The organism is Clostridium chromiireducens (genome assembly GCF_003575225.1).
GTDB lineage: Bacteria > Bacillota > Clostridia > Clostridiales > Clostridiaceae > Clostridium > Clostridium chromiireducens.
In genome coordinates, this window is the sequence record NZ_QXDJ01000002.1 from 1,145,759 (window position 1) to 1,170,961 (window position 25,203).

15 protein-coding genes and 1 riboswitch are annotated in these 25,203 nt (G+C 29.8%); of the genes, 14 read left to right on the forward strand and 1 reads right to left on the reverse strand.

Annotation, left to right across the window (positions count from 1 at the left end):
* The first annotated feature begins 193 nt into the window (after positions 1 to 193).
* The 13 genes from D2A34_RS10605 (at position 194) to pepT (ending at position 22,542) form a co-directional block, all read left to right on the forward strand.
* Positions 194 to 2,251: an RNA degradosome polyphosphate kinase gene (locus D2A34_RS10605; protein ID WP_079439684.1), complete on the forward strand. Its 2,058-nt coding sequence runs from the start codon at positions 194 to 196 to the stop codon at positions 2,249 to 2,251.
* A gap of 229 nt (positions 2,252 to 2,480) precedes the next feature.
* Positions 2,481 to 3,050, forward strand: a complete 570-nt coding sequence (locus tag D2A34_RS10610; protein WP_079439683.1) for a PspC-like choline-binding domain-containing protein — start codon at positions 2,481 to 2,483, stop codon at positions 3,048 to 3,050.
* A gap of 426 nt (positions 3,051 to 3,476) precedes the next feature.
* Complete coding sequence (locus tag D2A34_RS10615; protein WP_119366588.1) at positions 3,477 to 5,867, forward strand: glycoside hydrolase family 31 protein; 2,391 nt, start codon at positions 3,477 to 3,479, stop codon at positions 5,865 to 5,867.
* A gap of 139 nt (positions 5,868 to 6,006) precedes the next feature.
* Positions 6,007 to 7,377 (forward strand): MATE family efflux transporter, encoded by a 1,371-nt coding sequence (locus D2A34_RS10620; RefSeq protein ID WP_079439681.1) that lies wholly within the window; start codon positions 6,007 to 6,009, stop codon positions 7,375 to 7,377.
* Between the two features lie 130 nt (positions 7,378 to 7,507).
* Positions 7,508 to 8,671 carry an iron-containing alcohol dehydrogenase gene (locus D2A34_RS10625; RefSeq protein WP_119366589.1) on the forward strand — a complete coding sequence of 388 codons (1,164 nt, stop codon included), beginning with the start codon at positions 7,508 to 7,510 and terminating at the stop codon, positions 8,669 to 8,671.
* A gap of 317 nt (positions 8,672 to 8,988) precedes the next feature.
* Positions 8,989 to 9,855 (forward strand): S66 family peptidase, encoded by an 867-nt coding sequence (locus D2A34_RS10630; RefSeq protein ID WP_079439679.1) that lies wholly within the window; start codon positions 8,989 to 8,991, stop codon positions 9,853 to 9,855.
* Between the two features lie 298 nt (positions 9,856 to 10,153).
* Positions 10,154 to 11,866, forward strand: a complete 1,713-nt coding sequence (locus D2A34_RS10635) for a methyl-accepting chemotaxis protein (RefSeq protein ID WP_079439678.1) — start codon at positions 10,154 to 10,156, stop codon at positions 11,864 to 11,866.
* A 272-nt stretch (positions 11,867 to 12,138) separates the two neighbouring features.
* Positions 12,139 to 13,638 carry an extracellular solute-binding protein gene (locus tag D2A34_RS10640; RefSeq protein WP_242966014.1) on the forward strand — a complete coding sequence of 500 codons (1,500 nt, stop codon included), beginning with the start codon at positions 12,139 to 12,141 and terminating at the stop codon, positions 13,636 to 13,638.
* Positions 13,639 to 13,696: 58 nt separating this feature from the next.
* On the forward strand, positions 13,697 to 16,666 hold the full coding sequence (locus D2A34_RS10645; protein ID WP_079439676.1) for an EAL domain-containing protein: 2,970 nt from the start codon (positions 13,697 to 13,699) through the stop codon (positions 16,664 to 16,666).
* 32 nt (positions 16,667 to 16,698) lie between these two features.
* The gene (locus D2A34_RS10650) at positions 16,699 to 18,438 is read left to right on the forward strand and encodes a DUF342 domain-containing protein (RefSeq protein ID WP_079439675.1); all 1,740 of its coding nucleotides are present in this window, start codon (positions 16,699 to 16,701) and stop codon (positions 18,436 to 18,438) included.
* A gap of 268 nt (positions 18,439 to 18,706) precedes the next feature.
* A riboswitch (purine riboswitch) is annotated at positions 18,707 to 18,808 on the forward strand.
* A 150-nt stretch (positions 18,809 to 18,958) separates the two neighbouring features.
* Entirely contained in the window at positions 18,959 to 20,311 is a 1,353-nt protein-coding gene (locus D2A34_RS10655) for a uracil-xanthine permease family protein (RefSeq protein WP_079439674.1), read from the forward strand.
* A complete protein-coding gene (locus D2A34_RS10660; protein WP_079439673.1) occupies positions 20,311 to 20,883 on the forward strand; it encodes a xanthine phosphoribosyltransferase in 573 nt (190 codons plus the stop codon). The genes D2A34_RS10655 and D2A34_RS10660 overlap by 1 nt, the downstream gene beginning before the upstream one ends.
* Before the next feature lie 441 nt (positions 20,884 to 21,324).
* Positions 21,325 to 22,542, forward strand: coding sequence for a peptidase T (gene pepT, locus D2A34_RS10665; protein WP_079439672.1), 1,218 nt, complete (start codon positions 21,325 to 21,327; stop codon positions 22,540 to 22,542).
* 289 nt (positions 22,543 to 22,831) lie between these two features.
* Here pepT and D2A34_RS10670 read toward each other — a convergent pair whose 3' ends face one another.
* Positions 22,832 to 23,107 carry a hypothetical protein gene (locus tag D2A34_RS10670; RefSeq protein WP_079439671.1) on the reverse strand — a complete coding sequence of 92 codons (276 nt, stop codon included), beginning with the start codon at positions 23,105 to 23,107 and terminating at the stop codon, positions 22,832 to 22,834.
* A 251-nt stretch (positions 23,108 to 23,358) separates the two neighbouring features.
* Between D2A34_RS10670 and D2A34_RS10675 the strand changes: the two genes are divergently transcribed.
* Positions 23,359 to 25,116, forward strand: coding sequence for a helicase-related protein (locus tag D2A34_RS10675; protein ID WP_079439670.1), 1,758 nt, complete (start codon positions 23,359 to 23,361; stop codon positions 25,114 to 25,116).
* Positions 25,117 to 25,203: the final 87 nt, after the last annotated feature.

The following is a 25,203-nucleotide window of genomic DNA, read 5'->3' on the forward strand; positions in this document are numbered from 1 at the left end:
CTAATTAACAAAATGTGACAAAAAAGTTAACTAATAAATAATAATGTGTTAACATAGAATTAACAAAAATGTTAGATTATATTAGTATACTTTTAAATATATTACAATATTCAAAGTGTATTTTAAATACTATTATTACAAATAATTAAAATAAGTTGAAAGAAGATTTAACTTTTGGGTGAGGAGAATTATTATGAATCAAACTTATACATATGATAATCATGAAAATTTTATCAATAGAGAGCTCAGTTGGTTAGAATTTAATCAAAGAGTTTTAGATGAAGCTAAGGACAATACGAATCCTCTTTTAGAAAGGCTTAAATTTTTAGCTATATCTAGTTCAAACCTTGATGAATTTTTTATGGTGAGAATTGGTTCTTTATATAGTCAAATACAGGCAGGATTTGAAGAAAGGGAAGTATCAGGATTAACTCCAAGTGAGCAAATAGAGAGAATCTTAAATAGAGTTAGGAAAATGGTACATGATCAATATAGTACATATGAACATTTGTATGATCATTTAGGATCTAAAAATATAAGAATTTTCACGTATGAAATGTTAAATGAAAAACAACTTGATTTTGTTAAAGATTATTATAGAAATATTGTTTATCCAGTTTTAACTCCTATGGTTATAGATTCAGGAAGGCCATTTCCATTACTATTAAATAAAACGCTAAATATAGGTATAATGTTAAAGGCAAATAAAAGTGATCAAGAAATTTTTGCAACTATTCAAGTTCCATCTGTATTGGAAAGATTAGTGCCTATTCCAGGAGGAGAAGGAGAAAATTTCATTCTCTTAGAAGATGTTATAAAAAATCATTTATGTGAGCTATTTGGGTTTAAGGTTTTGACTACTGCTTGTTATAGGATCACGAAAAATGCAGATTTAAGCTTAAACGAGGAAGGAGCAGAAGATTTACTAGAAACTATTGAAGAATCTCTTAAACAAAGAAGATGGGGATTAGCTGTAAGATTAGAGATTGAAGATACTAGTGATACTAGGATAACAAATAAATTAGAGCAAGAATTTGAGATATCAGACAATCAAATTTTCTCCATAAAAGGACCAATCGATTTAACATTTATTAATAAGTTATATAGTATAAAAGGATATAATGAACTGAAATTTGAACAAATAAAAAGCCTTCCTGTAAAGGAACTACAAGAGTGTGATATATTTCAAGCGATAAGTAAAAAAGATATATTTATTCATCATCCCTATGAAAGTTTCTCATTAGTAGTAAAATTAGTTCAAGAAGCGGCACAGGACGAAAAAGTACTAGCCATAAAGCAAACTTTGTATAGAGTAAGTGGTAACTCTCCTATAATTGAAGCACTTTCAAAAGCAGCAGAAAATGGTAAGCAAGTGACCGTCTTAGTTGAATTAAAGGCTAGGTTTGATGAAGAAAATAATATCCATTGGGCGAGACAGCTAGAAAAAGCCGGATGCCACGTGATCTATGGAGTTATTGGACTTAAAACTCATAGTAAAATATTATTAATTGTTAGGCAGGAAAAGAAAGGAATAAAAAGATATGTTCATTTAGGAACTGGTAACTATAATGATGTAACAGCAAAATTTTATACAGATATAGGGCTTCTTACTGCAAAACCAGAATATGGAGAGGATGCATCTGTTATCTTTAATATGCTTTCTGGATATTTTAAGCCGGAAAATATGAGTAAAATAACAATTGCTCCATATGGATTGAGAAAAAAATTAGAATATTTAGTTGAAAGAGAAACAGAGCATGCTAAACATGGCAAGCCAGCAAAAATAATCGCAAAAATGAATTCACTAATTGATAAAAAATTAATGATAGCATTATACAAAGCTTCTCAAGCGGGAGTTAAAGTAGAGCTTATAGTCAGAGGAATTTGTTCATTAAGGCCTGGTATTAAAGGATTAAGTGATAATATAACGGTAAGAAGCATAGTAGGAAGGTATTTAGAACATAGTAGGATATATTATTTTCATAATAATGGAAATGAAGAAATTTATATTTCAAGTGCAGATTGGATGTACAGAAATCTAGATAAAAGAGTAGAAACTATGACAATAATTGAAGATCAGCAAATTAAAAAGGAATTAAAAGAAATGCTCAGCTTATATTTAAAAGATAATGTTAAAAGTAGAATTTTAAATTCAGATGGATCGTACACAAAGATAGATTCAGACGGAAGGTCAGTTAATGCGCAAGAAGATATGATAGATCTTTGTAAAAGATTTAATAATAAAATTTAATAAAAAAAATTAGTCCCAATTAAATTATTTAATTGGGACTAATTTTATATAATAATGTAAATATAATTACACTATGGTTTTTTTATGTATCTAATAAATAAGTAATATTTATTAGAAATATTACTATAAAAACCCTTAAGTATGGAAAAAAATAATCGAAAGTAATCATAAGAATATAATTTTGGTTTACATTAAAAACTTACGTAAAATATTCTAGGAGATGAGAAGGATGAAAAGCAATAAAATAAAAATCGTATCATTAGTTATAGCAGCAATTTTAGCTCAAGGAACTTGCGCGACTTTTGCGGCAACTTCGAAAGATAGCGATTATACCAAAGACGAATTAAATAATTTAGAACCAGGATTTGAATGGAAAGACGTTAATAAAAGCAATTACAAAGTTAACTCATATAAAAATAGTTTTTCAAGTACCCAAACGCCAGAAACTGGTAATGACAGCGGTAATGATAAGAGTGATTCGACGTCAACAGCAACTAATACCACTGTAGAATCAAATTTAGGAAATGTCATAGTAAGTTCTACACCGAGTACTGGGAGAAAGGGTGACTTCTGGGGGAAAACCAAGGACGGAAAGTGGATATTAATAGAGCAAGGTACTCCTGCAAGTGGATGGAGAAATGTAAGGGGACAGTGGTACTACATGGATGCTGATGGAGTAATGCAAACTGGTTGGATAAATGATGGTGAGACATGGTATTATTTAAATTCTAACGGAAGTATGGCATACAATACATATGTAGATGGATATTACCTTGATTGGAACGGAGCAATGCATTAATTTTATTAAGGAGCTATACTACCTAAAATAATTATTTAATTAACTTTTAAGAGTGTAAATGTGATGAAGTTTTTACAGCTATAACTTTATCATATTTACCTCTTTTTTATTAATTAAATAATCTCAACTTAATTTAAATAGTAATTTCAAGATCAGTAGAATAAATAATTTATATTTAATAATTTTTAAAAGAGCAGTATTTTTATATTATTCGCCTCTATTCTGCAAGAAAGTTAGGTTTTATAGTTATATAATAACAGTATAATCATAGTTTGTTATAGAGTTATGGTTATTTGAATTACCAAGATATTTTAGGCTCAGTTAATATTTACGAATACCCCTTGGTCTGAGCCTTAAAATAAATTTAATCTAGCAAAACAACCTAAAATTAATTTGTTTTTAAAGTTAGTAATGGAGGATATGATTATGGAAAAATGTAAACGAGATAAAGAAGGTTTTGGAAAGTTACTAAACTATGAAGTTGAGAATAACGTAATTAGTATTGAATTTAATAATAAAAAAGTGTTTGTAAATGTAGTAAATTCACATATTATTAACTTCTTTGCACCTTTATTTAGAGAAGAAAGAAATTCTAAAGCAGTAGAAAATTTAAAAGATAGCCATTGTGATTTTGAAATTGAGAATATAGCAGATGGAATTCAATTATTAACAGAAAAACTAACAGTTAGGATTTATGATGAGTTTAAAGTAGATATTTATGACAAAAAGGGAACATTGCTTTGTGCAGATTATAGAGGTGAAAAAGACCCTTTTATAAGAAGAAAAGGAGACTTTATGTTAGCAGAGGCAGAAGGGCATGCCCTTAATAACGATGAAGAGTTTAAAGTATATGTGTCCAAACAAATGGAAGAGGATATGTTTTTTTATGGACTTGGAGAACGAAGTGGGCATCTAAATAAACGAGGCTATCATTATGTAAACTGGAATACTGATAATCCTGCACCACATGGAGAAACTTTTGATAGACTTTATAAGTCTATTCCATTTTTAATTGGATTAAATAAAGGAAATGCTTTTGGTATATTCTTTGACAATCATTTTGAAACACATTTTGATATGGGAAGAGATAATTCGAAATACTATTATTTTGCAGGAGTTGATGGTAATTTAGATTATTATTTTATTTATGGCCCATCAGTAAAAAACGTAGTTGAAGGATATACAAAAATTACAGGAAATATGCCTTTACCTCAAATGTGGACATTAGGATATCAACAATGCAGATGGTCTTATGATAATAAGGCAAGGCTTATGGAGATTGCGAATAACTTTAGGGAAAAAGGAATACCTTGTGATACATTGTACTTAGACATAGATTATATGGATGGATATAGAGTATTTACATGGAATAATGAGAGATTTAATAATCCGGAAGAAATGATTAAAAAGCTTAATAGTATGGGATTTAAGGTAGTAACTATTATAGATCCAGGGGTTAAAGTAGATAAAGGATATAATATTTATGATGATGGGTTGAAAAACGGATATTTTGCGACTGATAATCAGGGAATAGTCTATAGAAATGAAGTGTGGCCAGGGGATTCTGTTTATCCAGATTTTTTGAATTCAGAAGTAAGAAAATGGTGGGGAGAAAATCAAAGGATAATGACAGAAGCAGGCGTGAGTGGTATTTGGAATGATATGAATGAACCAGCTAGTTTTAAGGGTCCGCTTCCTGATGACGTAATGTTTGATAATGATGGAATTCCGGTAACTCATAAGGAAGTTCATAATGTATATGGTCATATGATGGCTAAGGCTACATATGAAGGGTTAAAAAAAGCAACAGGAAAAAGACCATTTATAGTAACTAGAGCCTGCTATGCAGGAACTCAAAAGTACTCTACAATATGGACTGGGGACAATCAGAGTACCTGGGAACATTTAAGGATGTCTATACCAATGCTTATGAATTTAGGGTTAAGCGGAATGGCTTTCTGTGGTACAGATGTGGGCGGATTTGGCCATGATTGCAGTGAAGAGCTTTTAAGTAGATGGGTTCAAGTAGGAACATTTACTCCACTTTTTAGAAATCATTCGGCAATGGGAACAAGAGATCAAGAACCTTGGGCATTTGATGAAAGTACCGAAGAAATAAATAAAAAATATATAAAGCTTAGATACAAGTTAATCCCCTATATATACGATAGTATGTGGAATTGCAGTAAAAATGGTGCACCTATTATAAGACCGTTATTATTCAACTATCAGAATGATAAAAATACTTATGAAATTAATGATGAATTCCTTTGTGGTGAAAATATTTTAGTTGCACCAGTTGTAGAACAAGGAGCTAAAGCAAGAATAATATATCTTCCTGAAGGTGAAACTTGGGTAGATTATTGGACAAAAGAAGAATATAGGGGTGGTCAATATATAATAAGAGAAACTCCACTAGATATTTGTCCAATATTTATTAAAGGGGGATCTATTATTTCGGTAGCAGAAGAACAAAACTATATTGGAGAAAAGAATTCTAATAAGCTAACATTTGAAGTTTTTCTATGCAATGAAGAAACAGAAACAAAATATCATCATTTTACTGATGATGGAGAAAGTTTTAGATATCAAGCTGGGGAATTTAATAATTATAAAATAAAAGTAATCAATAATAATAACAAGGTTGAAATAAAGGTTAAAATTATAGATTATGAATATGATGATAAATTCACACATATAGAATTTATATTTAATAATATAAATGAAAGAGCAGTAACCATCAATGGGGAAGCCATAGAAATTATTGATGGAAAAGCTATAATTCCTAATCTAGTAAGCAATAAAGAATTTGTTTAATAGATAAAAATATAGTTAATGAATTATATTAAATCAGTAGTTAAACGCTAAATAAAGCTAAGTGATTATTATAGCGTTTAACTACAATTTATTTTCAGGGTATTTGCTTAAATAATCAGAAAGGAAGATTTTAAGTTCTATGAAAAATGCAAGTATAAAATTAGAAGAGAATTTATTTAAGATTACTTGGCCTATTTTTGTTGAGATGTTATTACTTATGTTACTTGGAAGCATGGATATATTTATGCTTGGAAAATATAGTGACGATGCTGTAGGAGCAGTAGGAATAGTTAATCAAATAATAAATATGTTAAATCTATTATTTGTTATTATTACTTCAGGAACTACAATAATTTGTTCACAGTACATAGGAGCTAAAAAGAAAGATGAAGATATCATGGGGCTTGTGGGAACATCTCTTGTAATAAATTTATGCTTTGGCGGAATAATAAGTCTGATAATTCTACTATTTTCAAAGTATATTTTACAATGGATGAATGTAGCACCAGAATTTATGACATATAGCTCTCAATATATAAAGATAGTTGGAGGCTTTATGATTGTTCAAGCTATAACGACAACTTTTACTTCAGTTATAAGAGCTTTTGGATTTACAAGTATATGTATGTATACTACGTTTGTAATGAATATATTTAATATAATCCTAAATTATATATTAATATTTGGTAAGTTTGGAGCACCAAGTCTTGGGGTTCAAGGCTCGGCAACTGCAACTACTATAAGTAAGGTATTTGGGACTATCTTTCTAGGATATTACTTGTTTAAGAGGATATTACCAAACTTTTCGTCCAAGTATTTAAGGAAAATTGATAAAAAAGAAGTTAAAAACATACTTCATATGGGAGTACCATCCGCGGGAGAAAATATATCATACTCTGTAGCAAAATTAGTAACAACAGTTATACTAACACATATTAGTATTGCAGCAGTTACTACTAATAGTTATATAAATAATATTTGTATTTTTATTTTTGTATTCTCAGTTGCTATAGCTCAGGGATCATCAATCCTTGTGGGAAGATTAGTAGGGAGAGGAAAAACAGAGGATGCATATCATCTATGTTTCTCTTCGCTAAAAAAAGCATTTGTAGTTTCTACAATTCTAGGAATTTTAGTAGCCGCATTGGGAAGGAATATTTTTGGAATATTCACAAGCAATGAGGAGATATTAGCACTTGGAGCGGCAGTATTATTTGTGAATGCTTTTCTTGAGCCTGGAAGGACTTTTAATCTTGTAATTATAAATTGCCTTAGAGCTTGTGGGGATGTAAGATTTCCAGTGTTTGTTGGAGTATGTTCTATGTGGACAATTGGTGTAGGACTGGCTTATGTATTTAGCATAACTTTTAATTTGGGTATGCCAGGTATGTGGATAGCTTTAGCTATGGATGAATGGGTACGAGGGCTAATCATGTATTTTAGGTGGAGAAGTAAGAAATGGAATGGGAAAGCAATTGTAAGCAAAGAAGAAAAAATAGCTTCAGTATAAAAAAATAGGGAAAAATTGTGTATAAATTCTTGACTTAAAGCTAAGTATATGGTGTAGAATTTATATAGGTTATTCTATGTAACTGATATAATTATTACTCTAATTTTTTACTAATAAGGAGAGAGCGTTTATGGAAAATTTTAATTATTCAATACCTACTAAAGTTTATTTTGGTAAAGGTCAAATTAAAAAACTTGCAACAGTAATTAAAGAATATGGAAATAAAGTACTAATTGCCTATGGTGGAGGAAGTATCAAGAAAATTGGATTATATAATGAGATGATTAAAATCTTAGATGATAATTCAGTGACATATGTTGAGCTTTCAGGTATAGAACCTAATCCAAGAATTGAAACAGTAAGAAAAGGAATTGAAATATGTAGAGAAAATAATGTAGAGGTAGTTCTTGCTGTAGGAGGCGGAAGTACTATAGACTGTGCAAAAGTAATTGCAGCAGGAGTAAAATATGAAGGCGATGCATGGGACCTAGTAACTAATCCAGAAAAAATTAATGAAGTTTTACCTATAGTGACAATATTAACACTATCGGCAACTGGGTCAGAAATGGATAGGCATGCGGTAATTTCAGATATGAGCATTAACCAAAAAATAGGCACAGGGCATGAAAATATGAAACCAAAAGTATCTATATTAGATCCTGAATATACATATTCAGTACCTAAGAATCAAACAGCGGCAGGAACAGCTGATATTATGAGTCATATTTTTGAAACTTATTTTAATCACACAAAGGGTGTAGATATTCAAGATAGCACAGCAGAAGGATTACTCAGAGCTTGTATAAAATATGGAAAGATAGCAATAGAAAATCCTAAGGATTATGATGCTAGAGCTAATTTAATGTGGGCTTCAAGCTGGGCAATAAATGGTCTTATTTCTTATGGAACCAGTTCGCCATGGGTAGTTCATCCTATGGAACATGAATTAAGTGCTTTTTATGACATAACGCACGGGGTGGGTCTTGCAATATTAACTCCTCATTGGATGAGATATTCATTAGATGAGTTTACAGTTTATAAGTTTGCACAGTATGGAGTGAATGTTTGGGGAATAGATAAAGGCTTAGATGAATTTGAAATAGCTAATAAAGCAATAGAAAAGACAGCAGAATTTTTTAAAGATCTTGGAATACCAGGTACATTGGGGGAAGTTGGGATTGAAGAAGATAAACTTGAAATAATGGCTAAGAAAGCTATGAATCCATATTTTAAATATGCATTTAAACCACTAGAAGAAAAGGATGTATTAAATATTTTTAAAGCAGCATTCTAGAAAATATTTATATACCGTGCATTAGATAAGTATAAATATATTATTAAATCCTATGATTTAAAGAGAGGTTATTCTAATTTTGTTATCCATAATAATGATTGGGTTACGAAAGAGTTAGTTTAACCTCTCTTTATAATTATAATAACTAAACTTTAGGTTAAGATATCAAGCGGTTGAGTTGTAATTGAGTCCTAAGTATTCAAGGTATATAGTTTATTATATAGAGAAACTTTTTTTGTACGGGAATGTACGATACAATAAAATAAGATTATTATAAAAGATTAAACTACTCGAATAGTATTTAAAGGAGATTATTTATGAAAGTATTAAGTAATGGTGACAAAGTTGGAATTATCGCCTGTTCAAATGGATTAGAAGAAGCGAATAAAATAAAAATGAAAGAATTAGAAGACACATTAAGTTTATTAGGGTTAAAAGTTGTGTTTAGCGACAAAATATATAGAAAAATTTCTGTGTTTAATGGTACTGGAAGTGAAAGAGCAGAAGTTTTGATGGATTTTTTTAAGGACTGTAGTATTAAAGCCATATTTGATATCTCAGGTGGAGATTTAGCTAATGAGGTTTTGGACTATTTAGATTTTGAAATCATAAGAAATAATCCAAAGTCTTTCTTTGGATATAGTGATCTTTCGGTTATTATAAATTCATTATACTCAAAGGCCGGTTTAAAAACATATTTGTATCAGATAAGAAATTTAATTGAAAGTTATAAGGAAAAGCAAATAAAAGAATTTAAGAGCACGTTTATGGAATCAGGAAATGAACTTTTAAATTTTAACTATAAGTGGATTCAAGGCAATTCTATGGATGGGATTGTTGTTGGGGGAAATTTACGATGCTTTTTAAAATTAGCTGGAACCCAATATATACCTGACTTTCAAGACAAAATTATCTTTTTAGAAAGTTTAGGTGGAGATGTCCCTAAAATGGTAACATATTTAACTCAATATAAACAAATGGGAGTATTTGGTGAAGTGAAAGGAATAATACTTGGAAGTTTTACTGAGATGGAAAGAAAAAAATATTCTCCTGATATCGAAGAGATAGTAAAAGGAATTGTCGATAATCCGAATATGCCAATAGTTAAAACCGATGAAATTGGGCATGGGAAGGATTCTAAATGTATTATTATTGGGGAGAGAATAGAATTATTAATGGTTTAAGAAGATACAATTAATATATACATGTTAAGCTATTGTTAAGGTTAATAAAATAGAATAATATGTGTGAAGAGGAAATCTGATCTTGTAATACCATATTGATTTTATTCTCAACTGACTTATGAAAAAGTCAGTATCTGGTTTGTTTTAGTAGAAGGGGGATATGGATGAGGTAAGCTATCAGATTAAATATTAAGCTTAATTATTATAGAAAACTTTATAAATTAGAATTAATTTGGAATTTATAAGTGCTTTAATATAAAAATAATCTTAATGATAATAAACTTTCAGGGGGACAAGTATGAAAATTATAAGAAATTTATCAATCAAAGTAAAATTGCTAACAGGATTTATAGTTATTGCGCTTTTAATAGGAGTAACAGGCTTTTTTGGAAAGTTTGGTATGTCAAAAATAGAGAATAGTGCGCAAGAAATATATACCAATAACCTTCAACGAATTGATGAAATACATTCGATTAAGGAAAATTTACTTGATGAAATGTCCATAGTGCAGGGGATGATTATAGATGGTAATCCTACTAAAACGGCTGAAGGTATAAAAATAATAAATGAAATTAAATCAGCAAATATTACATATGTTGAGAACTATAGTAAAAGAACTATGTCAGATGATGAGAAAAGGGCATTTGATGGTTATGTTTCTAATCTGGAAAATTATGCATCGGTACAAAGTGAAATTTTTGATTTACTTAATAAAGAAAATTATGTCGAAGCAATTAAAAAGAAAGACGAATTATTTGAAGCTAGAGATAATATGTTTGAAAAGTTGAATGAATTGATTAAAATAAATCAAACTTTAGCAAAAGAAGCTAATGATAATAACGCGGAAGATTATAAAATAACAATTAATATAATGCATATAATTTTAGGTGTAGGAATTACCTTAGCAGTAATTATCGGAACTATACTATCAAGATATATATCAAATGCAGTAAAAAAAGGGTTATTATTTGCTGAAGCATTGGGAAATGGAGATTTAACATATTCTCTAGAAAGTAAAAGTAATGATGAACTCGGAAAACTTATAAAGGCTTTGAATAATGCGAAGAATAAAATGAAATCTGTTATTGAAAATATAATTGATCAAGCTCAAGGGATGACATCGTCTAGTGAAGAGTTATCTGCTACTTTGGAAGAAATGGCTAATAATTTTAATAACATAGATAAGAATACTTCACATATAGTGATGAATATACAGGAAATTAATTCTTCTACTGAGGAACTATCGGCAACTATGGAGGATGTTAATTCGGGAATAAATCAATTAGCAGCAAATTCAACTGAAAGCAGCCATCAATCGGTGCAAATTAAAGATAAGGCATCTGAAATAAGAGAAAAAGGTTATAATTCTAAGAATGCTGCTGATAAACTATATGGAGAAAAGCAAAGTAAAATTATAAATGCGATTGAGCAGGGAGAGGTAGTTGAAGAAATAAGTATAATTGCTAAATCAATAGCATCGATTGCTGACCAAACTAATTTGCTTTCATTAAATGCATCAATTGAAGCCGCAAGAGCAGGAGAGAATGGGAAAGGATTTGCAGTTGTAGCAGATGAAGTGAAAGAACTAGCTGAACAGTCAGCTGAGTATGTGAAAAATATACAGAATGTAATATCAAATGTTAAAGTTGCTTTTAACAATTTATCAGACAATTCAAAAGATATACTGAATTATATAGATAATAGAGTAAGAAAAGATTATGATCTATTAATTGATACAGGAGAAAAATATGAAAAAGATGCTGTTTTTGTTAGTGATTTATCTCAAAATATTGCATCAATGACTGAAGAATTAAATGCATCGACAGAAGAAATATCAAGTGTGATACAAACAATTGCTGGGAATATGCAAAATACTAAGGATAGTTCAGAAGAAATATTAATAGGTATAGGTGAAACTAATAAGGCAATTGAACAGGTTGCAGTAGTAGCTCAAGAGCAGTCAATAAGGGCAGAAAAATTAACTGAATTAGTTTTGAATTTTAAAATATAAATAAATTTGCTTTAATAATAAGGAATAAAACCGAAATTAAAATCTAGTCTATGAATACAAAAAAGTATGAGGTTATATAAAATAGAAGTAATAGCTATTTTATATAGCCTTATTTTCGTGAAATTATAAAAATATATTATAAATATTAAAATTATCAATAATGATAAATTTTACAATACTTAATTAAGGAGTTTAAAATCTATGTCATTCTTGATATATAATTTTAATTATTTTATGGAATTTAGATGAATTTTAACCTATAATTAGAGATAATGAATAAATATGTTTTATACAGCGGGGTTGAGATGTTAAAAAAGTGTAAGAATTTGACTAAAATAGTGATAGCATTAATGATTTGTTTGACTACTTTAACTGAGTGCAATGTTATTTCTAGGAATAAATATGGATTGGATAAAGAAGATCCAATAGCGATCCAAATATGGCATTATTATAATGGGGTACAGAAAATAGAATTTGATAAAATGATTGAGGAGTTTAATAAGGGGGTAGGAAAAGATAAAGGAATAATTGTTGAGGCTTTTAATCAAGGTAGTATTAATGAACTTACGGATAAAATTATAGATACTGCGAATAAAAAAGTAGGAACAGGTAAAATGCCAGATGCATTTATGGCGTATCCCGATACTGCATTTGAAGTGGATAGATTAGGAATATTATCTGATTTCAATAAATACTTAACTAAAGACGAAATAGCTGAGTATGTAGGGAATTATATTGATGAAGGAAAATTAAATGGCGAAGATAAATTGAAGATATTTCCAATAGCTAAGTCTACGGAAATACTTATGGTTAATAAAACAGATTGGGACACGTTTTCAGAGGAGACTAATGCAGATATAAAAGACTTTGAAACATGGGAAGGAATTGCAAATCTAGCTAAACAATATTATGAATGGTCAGATAGCAAAACTGAAACAAAAAATGATGGAAAAGCCTTTTTTGGAAGAGATGCAATGGCTAACTATATGATAGTTGGAAGTAAGCAATTAGGCGAAGATATGTTTAATATGGAAGATGGAAAATTAAAAGTTAATATAAATAAAAAAGTTATGAGAAAATTGTGGGATAATTTTTATGTTCCATACATAAATGGATATTACGCGTCTTATGGACGCTTCCGCTCTGATGATGCTAAAACAGGTGATATTATTTCATTTGTTGGATCAACAAGCGGAGCTGAATATTTTCCAGACGCAGTGATAACAAATGAGGAAACAAGTTATAAAATTCAGCCAATGATGCTGCCTCTTCCTAAATTTAAGGAAGGGAAAGGGTATATGCCTCAACAAGGAGCAGGAATGGTACTTATTAAATCCGATGAAAAGCGTGAATATGCAGTTACTGAATTCTTAAAATGGTTTACGGGTATAGATAGAAATATAGAGTTTTCAATGAATTCTGGATATTTACCAGTAAAAAAGGATGCAAATAGTTATGACGTAATTAAGAAAAAAATTAAAGAAAATAACAGTTTGGAGATTCCACAAAAATCCCGACAAGCTATTTTTGTTGCAATAAATCAAGAAAAAGAATTCGAATTTTACTCTAATGAAGCTTTCAATGGAGCAAATAAGGCAAGAGATATTTTAGAAAAATCAATGGTAGATAAAGCAAAGTCTGATAGAAAACAAATAAAGGCTCAATTAGATAGCGGTAGCTCGAAAGAAGAGATTATTGAAAAATATGATAATGATGAAAATTTTGATAAGTGGTTTAAGGAGCTGACTGAAAATGTACGAACGGTCGTATAAGTATTATCAATATATAATTGTTATGTAAGGAGATAAGTTATAATGAGTGGGGGAAATAATGGTTTTGGCTAATAATAAAAATTCAATAATTAGAAAATTATTGATTCCTATGATAATTATAATGATTGTACAAGTAGTTTTATTTGTAGGTGCAATTTTTTTTAGCGGGATAATTGATATTCTTAGAGATAATTCATTTAATATATTAAGTCAAAAAATAGAATCAAGAACTAATTATTTGCAAAATGAGATGATACAGCATTGGGGTAATCTCAGTGAATCGGAGAGCATAATTAATGCTCGAATTTCACAATTATTGAAAAATAAAGGGCTTACAGTAAAGGATATAAGTGATAATGGACAATTAACAACAGAGTTACTAAATGATGTTTCTAATGATGTCATATTTATGTTAAGGAAGAATTATGTAACAGGAGCTTTTATAATTCTTAATAATAATTCTGGCGAAAAAGGAGGGCTATATTTTAGAGACCTGGATCCTAATTCAAATCCAAGTGATAACTCAGATTTGCTTATGGAAAGAGGCCCAGCATCTATTGCGCAAAATTTGGGGATTCCACTAGATACTTGGTGGAATAATAAATTTATATTTGATTCAAGTAGCAAAGCAGTAGTTTCGCCTAAAGAATTTTTTTTAAAGCCCTTAAATGCTGCAAGTGATTATAATCATTTATCGTATAAAGATTTGGGCTATTGGAGTAAACCTTTTTACTTAAGTGAGAAGGATATTAAAATAATGACTTACTCGATTCCTTTAGTAGATAATGATAATAAACCATATGGAGTTCTTGGGATAGATATTTCTATGAAGTATTTAAATTCGCTTCTTAACTATGAGGAAATCGATTCGAGTGGGCAAGGTATATATATATTAGGGGTAGATAATAATAAAAGTATGAATTTTGATAGAGTAACAAATACAGGACCAATGATTAACAAAATGTTATCAGAAGGAAATGAAACCCGATTAAATTCAAAAGAAGTATATAATTCTATATATGAAATAAAAATGAAGGATACTAATAAAGTTGCATATGCGTGTACAAAGTACATTAATCTATATAATAGTAATACGCCATTTGAAAATGAAAAATGGGCACTCATTGGTATTGTAGAAAGAAATAATCTTCTGTATTATACTGATAGATTTAAAACTTTGTTAGCTTTTTCATTGACTGTATCAAGTATATTAGGAATTATAGTTGTTGTAATTAATGGTAGAAGAATAACAAGGCCTATAAGAAATCTAGCTAGGGATGTGAAAACGAGTGATCCTAGGGGACCACTAAAACTTAATAAAATTAATATATCGGAAATAGATGAATTATCATCAGCTATTATGACTTTAAGTACAAATGTAGCTGATTCAGCTTCTAAATTATCTCAGATAATAAAACTTTTTAATATGCCTATAGGAGCCTTTGAATATAAAAAGGGCCAGAATACAGTTTTGTGTACTGAAACATTTTTTGAAGTTATAGGAATTGGAAAACCAGATGAATTTCATACGTCCATCGATATACAATATTTTAACGAAGTATTAAATAAGATTACTGAATCTAAAGAAGGCAACGCAGATGAAGTATATAAAATTGAGAAGAAAAATGCCCAAGTAAAATGGGTCAAACTTAGAATACTAGAAGAAAAGCATAGAACTTTGGGAGTAATAAGTGATGTTACACAAGAGGTATTAGAAAAGCAGAAAATAGAGTATGAGAGAGATTATGATTTACTTACAAATATATTGAATAGACGTGCCTTTTATAATAATGTAAGAGAAAAGCTGGAAGAAGCAGATATAAATATTGGGGCATTTGTTATGTGGGATCTAGATAATCTAAAATATGTAAATGATACATATGGTCATGATTATGGTGATGAATATATAAGAAAAGCTTCACTACAATTGAAGAAATTTGAAGAGTATGGTGGTATAATAGGAAGAAGATCAGGTGATGAATTCTATACATTTTTATATGGATATGAAAGTAAAAATGCTATTAGGAGAATTATAAAGGAAGTTCATGAAAATATTGAAAAGTCAGCACTTAAATTGCCTAATAATAGGGAATTAAAGGTGAGAATATCAACAGGAGTAGCTTGGTATCCAGATGATGCTGTATCTTTTCAAGATTTAGAAAAATATTCTGATTTTGCAATGTACAAAATTAAAAGAACTATAAAAGGTAACATAAGTGAATTTAACAAAGATGATTATGGGGAAGATTCATTCCTTTTTAGCAGTCAAGAAGATTTAAATAAATTACTTGATGAGGAGCTTATAAGATATGCATTTCAACCAATTGTTGATGCAAGGACTGGACAAATATTTGCATACGAAGCACTTATGCGTTCACAATTAGAATCACTTAAAAATCCTCTTCAAATAATAAAACTCGCAACAGCAGATTTTAGATTATATGAGATAGAAAAAATAACATTCTTTAAAGCTCTTGAGGCTTTTGCAAATAATATAGAAAGGTTTAAAGATACAAAACTTTTTATTAATTCTATACCCAATCATGCCCTTTCAAATGAAGATTCAGAAAAATTAGAGGCGTTGTATGGAGAGCATCTTGATAGATTAGTTATTGAGCTGCTTGAAAATGAACGTTCTAATGGAGAGTTCATTTCTAAAAAGAGAAAATCTATTGAGAAATGGAACGCGAAGATTGCTATTGATGACTTTGGTTCAGGGTATAATAATGAAGCCGTATTACTCGCGATTACGCCAGACTTTGTAAAAATAGATATGGGTATTGTAAGAGGGATAGATAAAGATATAGATAGACAACAGATATCTAAAAACCTTGTTACGTACGCAAAACAAAGAGGAATTAAAATAGTTGCAGAAGGTGTTGAAACAAAAGAGGAATTAGAAAAATTAATAGAATTAGGGGTAGATTATTTACAAGGATATTATTTTAGTAAACCAGAGTTTATTCCACCTGAGATAAATGATGATTTAGTTAATAAAATATTAGAGATAAATAAAAAATTTAAATAGCTTAATACTGTTTAAGATTTTGGGGGAAAGTTATGGAAAGAGAAGTGGGCGCGAAGGTTGTAAATGGTCAGATAATAGTAAGTGATGGACTTAATAATGAGGTTATAACCATAAAAGCTCGTAAGTATATTAATTTAGTTATTAATGATGTTCCATGTGAACGCTTTAAAGCATATGAGGTTACTTCAAAAGATAAGATAACTTATACTTGTGAAAAAACTTCATCTAGCAGGGAAGTAGAAGTTATTATTTCAGAAGATAAAATGAAGGCGTATATAATTGTTAAATATACGTCAGAAGTAGAATATAAAATTAAGGATAGGGATGTATTCTTAGACTTAGCCGTTTCTGCTGAAATATCTTTTGAAAAGGAACCAAAACATTTTACTGCTGATGAAATAAAAAGGGTTTTAAAAGAGAATGGTGTGGTTTATGGGATTAAAGAGGAAGGATTGAAGTCAGCTTTAGAAGGAACTGCAAAAAAAGTATTAGTTGCAGAGGGGAAAATGCCAATTAATGATAAGCCGAGTGAAATAAAATTATTTTTTACTCCAACTCAAATGTATTTTCCAGAACCGGATTCTGATGAAAAAGTTGACTATAAAAACTTATTTAGGATTTCCAATGTTAATTCAGGGGATAAGATTGCTGAAATAATTCCGGAAGTTCATGGTGAAGATGGAATGAACGTTTTAGGACAGACAATAAAAAGAGAGTATATGAGAAGTCTGCCAATTGATGCTACCAAGGGCTGTAAAATTGAGGGGAATAGCATAATTGCACTAATAGATGGAAAAGCACATATAGCAAATAGGAATGTTAGCGTAAACCCAATATATTCTGTTGAATCTGTAAATATGGAAACCTGCAATATTAAATTTTACGGGGATATTGAGGTTTATGATAGCGTAGATGATAACATGTTTGTTAGTGCAGGAGGCTCACTCGATGTAAGTCAAAATGTTAATACTGCAAATGTAGTTACGGGTGGAGAAATAACTATTTTAGGAAATGCAATGAATTCTAAAATTTTATCTGGTCAAATTGATATTAGAAAAAAAGAATATGTAGATGTATTGGCAGAGTTTAAAGATATAATTACTAAAATGATTGAACATATTAACGGTTTAAACATAGGCGGTTCAAATTTCAAAAGCAGTGATTTTATCAGGACTTTAATTGAAAAAAGTTTTGGAGATTTCCAAAAGGTTGCGTTGAACATAGTAACATTAAATATTAAAAATAAGACTAAGAGGAGTAAACTTGTAGATTATCTTAAAGATAAAGTGTTGGGATTTAAAATCATAGAAATGAAATCTTTAAATGATTTGCGTACTTTGCTTAATATATTAGATAATGAAATAGACTATTTCGATAAAAGCATAGTTGTTCCATTAGATATACGTATTGGATACTGCCAGGAATGTGAGATAAAATCTACTGGAAATATAATAATAGGTGGTAAGGGTGAATATACCTCAAAGTTAACTGCAATGAGAGACATAATATTTACAAGATCTGATTCAGTTGCAAGAGGCGGAGTCTTAAGTGCAGGTGAAAATATTAGTGCAGGAGTAGTTGGAAGTAAGGCTTCTATATCTACAACGCTCATTGTACCACAGTGGGGGAAGATAACGGCAGCTTTAGCGTATAGCAATACAATATTTTGCTTTGGAAAAACTAAAATGGTTTTAGAAGAAGACTATAAAAATATTAATGTATATTTTAACGAGAAAACTAGACGTATAGAAATTGGTAAATCAGCATTGTAAAACTCTATATAGATAAACAACATATAACTCGTCGAAATAAGTAACATACAGTAAGATTAAAGGCGAAAAAGAGATAAGTATAATTCTACTGATTTGTAGCATGATATGGCAGGATTTACGTAAACCGCATGAGAAAAACAAGGAGAAAGAAGAAAGTGCTAGTATAGCATCACACAGTTTGTTTTGAGAATTTTGTGATAAAAATTAAAGAATAATAAAAATAATTAGTAATTATTTGTCTAAAAATTAGAAGCGTGATATAATTAATAAATAGTTCATACAGAAGACTCGTATATTTCCGATACTATGGTTGGAAAGTCTCTACCTGCTATCCGTAAATTAGCAGACTACGAGGTAGTGTTTTAGTGTTAAGTATTATTTACTTATATATTTACATAAAAATACAACACCTCATTATTTCGTTGAGGTGTTGTATTTTTTTGAAAACTTTTCAAGAATATAGATGAATAATTTACGTGTCCATGTATGATTAAATTTTACATAGGGAGAATGAACGAAGATGCAATTAACTAGCAAAGAAATTTTAACTGAGAATGTGGAGTTTAAAGAAAAAGAAACAGATGAACTCCTTTATGGCATTGATGACAAGCCGAGTCTATCAACACAAATTTTACTTGGGCTTCAACATATATTTGCTGCTTTTGGTGGAATTATTGTCGTTCCATTAGTTATTTCAAGTGCATTGGGATTTGATGCATTTACATCAACAGCGCTTATGAGCGCAACAATACTATCAGCTGGTATAGCGACATTTATTCAGTCAAGAGGGATAGGACCTGTTGGAGCAAGAGTAGCTTGTATAATGGGGACAGATTTTACGTTTGTAGCACCTTCTATTGCTATTGGAAGCATTTATGGCTTACCAGGTATTCTAGGTGGAACAATACTAGGATCGCTAGTAGGTATATTTTTAAGTTTTGTAATAAGACCAGTAATGAAGTTGTTCCCACCATTAGTTACAGGTACAGTAATAACATTAATAGGGTTAACTTTATTGCCAGTATCAATGGATTGGGCTGCAGGTGGAGTTGGTTCACCTTCATATGGTAATTTACTTAATATCTCAATTGCAATGGTTGTAATGATTATTACATTACTTTTAAACAGATATGGAAAAGGCTTAGTAAGTAGTGCTTCAATATTAATTGGAATGGCAGTTGGATATATTATTTGTATTCCACTTGGAATGGTTGATTTTTCTTCAGTGAATTCAGCGGAATTTATATCATTTCCGAAGATATTTGCTTTTGGAGTAAATTTTGATTTGAAATTAGTGCTTCCGTTTATTCCAGCTTATTTTGTTGCTACAATTGGAACGGTAGGTTGTTTAAAAGCCATTGGAGAAGTTTCAAAAGCTGAAATGGATGATAAGAGAATAGGAGCTGGAGTACTATCTGATGGAATTGGAAGTATGCTTGCAGGATTTATTGGAACTTTTCCAAATACATGCTTTAGTCAAAATGTAGGATTAATTCCTTTAACAAAAGTAGCAAGTAAATATGTTGCCATGATGGCAGGAATAATATTAGTTATATTGGGATTCTTACCAAAATTTGCTGCATTAATAAACATAATGCCTCAACCTGTTTTAGGTGGAGTTGGAATAGTAATGTTTGGAACAGTTGCAGCATCAGGAATCAAAACTTTAAGCAAAGTTGAATTAAATAATCGTAATTTGTTAATAATAGCAACAGCAATTGGACTTGGTGTTGGAATTACATTCCGTCCAGATTTTATAGGCCAATTACCTGAAGGACTTAAAATGATATTTTCATCAGGTATTTCAACCGGTACTATTGCTGCATTAATATTAAATTTAATTTTAAAAGAAGAAAAGATTGGAGTAGAATAATGGAGAATTTACATAAACGTATATTAGAAGAAGGACAAGCACTATCGGAGACAGTATTAAAGGTTGATTCATTTTTAAATCACCAAGTTGATGCAGAATTGATGTATGAAATGGGCACATATTTTAAAAACTATTTTGAAAAACATAAAGTTACAAAAATATTTACAATTGAAAGTTCAGGAATAGCACCAGCTGTAATGACTGCAATGCAAATGAATTTGCCTATGGTAACTTTAAAAAAGCAAAGTTCAAAAACTTTAAATGGTGATGTATATCAAACAAGAGTACATTCATTTACTAAAAACTCAGATTATGAATTAACATTATCTAAGAAATATATAGACAAGAATGATAATATATTAGTTATAGATGACTTTTTAGCTAACGGTGAAGCAGCACTTGGAGCAGCACGTTTAATAGAAGAAGCAGGAGCAAGTGTAGCTGGGATAGGTATAGTTATTGAAAAATCTTTCCAAAAGGGAGCAGAAATGTTGAAGGATAAAGGCTATGATGTTTATTCTTTAGCAAGAATTGCTAAATTATCAAAAGGTGAAATTGAATTTATAAAATAATATAGGGTTCCGCAGTGATAATCTAACTTATGTGTATACTCACCGAAATTGAATACATGTTTATTCCATAGGGCTATGAAAACAAGCTGAAAGGTTCTAAATAGCTGGTTGCACCATTACTGCATGCTCCCAACTTCGTTGTGACAAGCAGTAAGTGGAACAACCAGCCATTAAGAACCTAATCAGCTTATTTTTATATGCATATTTAATTTAATGCCCTTGCGGTTACAAACATCTATATAATTTCTTTGTTTTGATATGCACTCAAATCTAGGGTACTGAGGTATATGTTTTTGATTATATAAAAAATCTAAATTAATCTAAAGTTCAAGCTATTGTTGATTTCTGGAATGATAATAAGTAAAATGGTTATATAATTGTTTTCCATTAAGTAAAAGGTTACTATGGAAATTTATATGTAAATAAAAGGAGACAGAAAATATGAAAGCTTATGAACGTCTATTAAAGTATGTGAAAGTATACACAACATCAGATGAAAATTCTGATACTCATCCAACAACCATAAGGCAATTTGACTTAGCGCATATCTTAGTAGAGGAAATGAAGAGTCTTAGATTTGAAAATTGTAAAGTTGATGAAAACTGTTATGTTTATGGAACTATACCAGCGACAAAAGGATATGAAAGTAAGCCAAGTATAGGGCTTATAGCACATATGGATACTGCACCAGCGGCAAATGGAGAAAATGTAAAACCACAAATAATTGAAAATTATGATGGTGGGGAAGTTATATTAAAAGGAAATAATAGTGTTTTATCTCCAGATAGATTTCCACACTTGAAAGATTTAAAGGGAAGAACATTAATTACAACCGATGGAACTTCATTATTAGGTGCTGATGATAAAGCAGGTATTGCTGAGATATTAACAGCTTGTGAAATAATTATAAAAGAAAATATTCCTCATGGGAAAATATGTGTAGGATTTACTCCTGATGAAGAAGTGGGGCTTGGGGCTCACTTATTTGATGTTAAAAATTTTGGAGCAGATTTTGCTTACACTATTGATGGTGGAATTGAGGGTGAGATTTCTTATGAGAACTTTAATGCTGCAGCTGCAGAAGTAGAAATTAAAGGTGTATCAGTTCATCCGGGTTCTGCAAAAAATACTATGATTAATGCTGCGAATGTAGCTATAGAATTTAATTCTATGTTGCCATCGTGTGAAAGACCAGAATATACAGAAGGATATGAAGGGTTTTATTACTTAGACAGTTTAAAAGCTAATACTGAGCATGCATCTATGAAATATATATTAAGAGACCATAATAGTGATAAGTTTGAAAACAGAAAATCAACGATGCAATTAATCGAAAAATTGCTAAATGAAAAATATGGTGAGGGAACAGTAGAAGTTACATTAAAGGATCAATATAAAAACATGCTTGAAAATATTAAGCCTTGCATGCATCTAATAGATAACGCAATAGATGCTATGAAAGTTCTAAATGTCACTCCTGTTATAGAACCAATACGTGGAGGTACTGATGGAGCAACTCTAAGTTACATGGGATTGCCTTGCCCTAATCTTGGAACTGGTGGATTTGCATATCACGGGGAATTTGAACATATATCAGTTGAAGGAATGGATATTTGTACAAATATAATAGTGGAAATCTTGAAGAGGTATGCACGCTAATAAATACGATAAAATAGTAAATAAGAAGTTATATATAAAAAAGCAAAACTTTTTTTATATATAACTTTTTACCTTTTATAAAGTTATATATTTATATTTTTATTTTTTTAACAATTTAAAAAGATAAAAATATAAAAAGTTATAGGAATCATCAGGGTTTAGAAGGATTTATATATTAATATACTAGGAAGTGGTTTATTCATTTTCGGTGAGTATGCACATAAGTTCGATTATCATTGAGGAATCCTATAACTTATAGATTAAAGATATCTTATAAATAAAAATTATTTTACAGTTTCTTAGATGATTTTTTCCTAGCTGACAAATAATTTTTATGTATTGCATTAAAGAAAAAATTAGTAATTTCATCATTAATGTTGTTATCGAAACTACAATTAGAATCAAATTCTTTTATTTTAGAATTAGTAGCATCATACTCAATTGCTTTTTCTTTTTCCATAGAATTAAATGGTATTATTTCTGAATTATCTATTACAATATCCGTGCCTTCTTTTATAATAGAATATCTTTTGTCTTTAATATATTTTACGTACATCACTTCCATTAAATACACCGCCTTAATTATAGTTATTTAGATAAGCAAGTAAGCAGCTTATGGTTAAGTATATGAGTGAAATTTAAATAATATTACATAATAAATACGAAGTATTTTATATTAGAACTGCATGAGTATGGTATAATTTTCATGTAACTATATAAAATAATAGATGAACTTAATCATAGTTGTATTATAAATTGCGATGGAATTATTATTTTATAGTTTTTAATAGAAGTTATGTATATGGAGTGGTATAGATGAAGAATAATGCAGCACAAAGAGACTTTAAGAAATATAAAAGTCAAATAAACCAAATAGAAGAAATCGTAGAACATTCAAAGCCTGGAGCACTTATAGAACATGAAAGCTCAATAAGAAAAAAATTAAAGCAGCTGAAAGAATTAGAAAGTCAAAGTTTAAAAGGTTTTAAAGAAGTATATGAAAGATATGAAGAATTATTAGAGAATGTATCAAAGAGATTACTTGACACCTATAATAAAAGGAATAATACCGACTTTGATTTCTATGAGGTCTTACGTGGAAACTATAATAGTTATTTAAATCAAGGATTAATGACTATACTTGTAAAACAGCATATACCTAGCTTAATTGCAAAGGAATTTGAAGAAAACTTCCCTAAGAATCCAAAAGATGAATATTTTGCGGCTAGAAGTATGAAAAGAAAATTCTACATTCACTTAGGTGATACTAATACAGGGAAGACATATAATGCTTTGGAACGTTTGAAAAATGCAAAAAAAGGTGTATATTTATCGCCGCTTAGAATCCTTGCCTTAGAGAATTTTGAAAAGTTAAATAAAGAAGGTGTAATTTGCAACCTTCAAACTGGTGAAGAAGAAATCATTAATGTAGGCGCTACTCATACATCATGCACTATTGAAAAGGCTAATTTGAAAGAGCACTATGATATTGCAGTAATAGATGAAATTCAAATGATTAGTGATCCTTTTCGTGGAATGGCATGGAGTAAAGCTGTTCTTGGACTACAATGCGATGAGATTCATATATGTGGTGCAGCAAATGCAAGATTCATATTAGAGACAATGATAAATGACTGCAAAGATGCGTATGAAATAAAGGAGTATAAGAGATCAATACCATTAGAAGTTGAATTTAAAAACTTTAGTTATAACGATGTTCAAGAAGGAGATGCAATTGTAGTATTCTCTAAGAAGAGGGTATTAGAAATTGCAGAAGAATATTCTGCTAGAAATATTAAAGCGAGTATAATATATGGGGATTTGCCTCCAGAAGTTAGAAAAATGCAATATGAGCAATTTGTAAATAAAGAGACAAAAATTCTTGTAACAACTGATGCTATTGGAATGGGAGTTAATTTGCCTATCAGAAGAATTATATTTATGAGTATAAGAAAATTTGATGGAGAAGAGGTACGTGAACTTACCTCACAGGAAATAAAGCAGGTTGCAGGACGTGCGGGAAGACTAGGAATTTATGACGTAGGTTATGTTGCAAGCATTGCCGGAAATGCAGAGATAATTAAGTCAAAATTAGAAACAGAAGATAAAATAATAAACCAGGCCGTTATAGGACCATCAGAGGTAATATTGAGAATCAGAAGTTTACCTTTAAGTGAGAAGTTAGCCCTTTGGAGTACAAGAGAAGAAAAGTTGGACTATTATACTAAGATGGATGTTAGTGAGTATATATTGATTTTAGATAGGTTAAAACAATATAAACTTAATGAGGAAATACAATGGGATTTATTAAAAGTTCCATTTGATGTTTCTAGTGATGAATTAATGGATACTTTCTTAAATTATGTGGATGAGTTATTTGTTAATAAGCAGGATGAATTATTTAAACCTCAATGTTTTAGAGGTGGTTTAGATGACTTAGAAATATACTATCAAAAGATAAATATGTATTATTCATTCTCTAAAATATTTAACTTAAAATTAGATGTGCAATGGGTTTATGATGAAAGATTGAAAGTTAGTGAAGAAATAAATGAAATACTTTTAAGTATTTAACATATTTTCATAAATAGTAAGTGGTTCTAAATTAAAAAGTAAAATATTTTAATTAGAGTCACTTACTATTTTTATTAAAAAATAAAA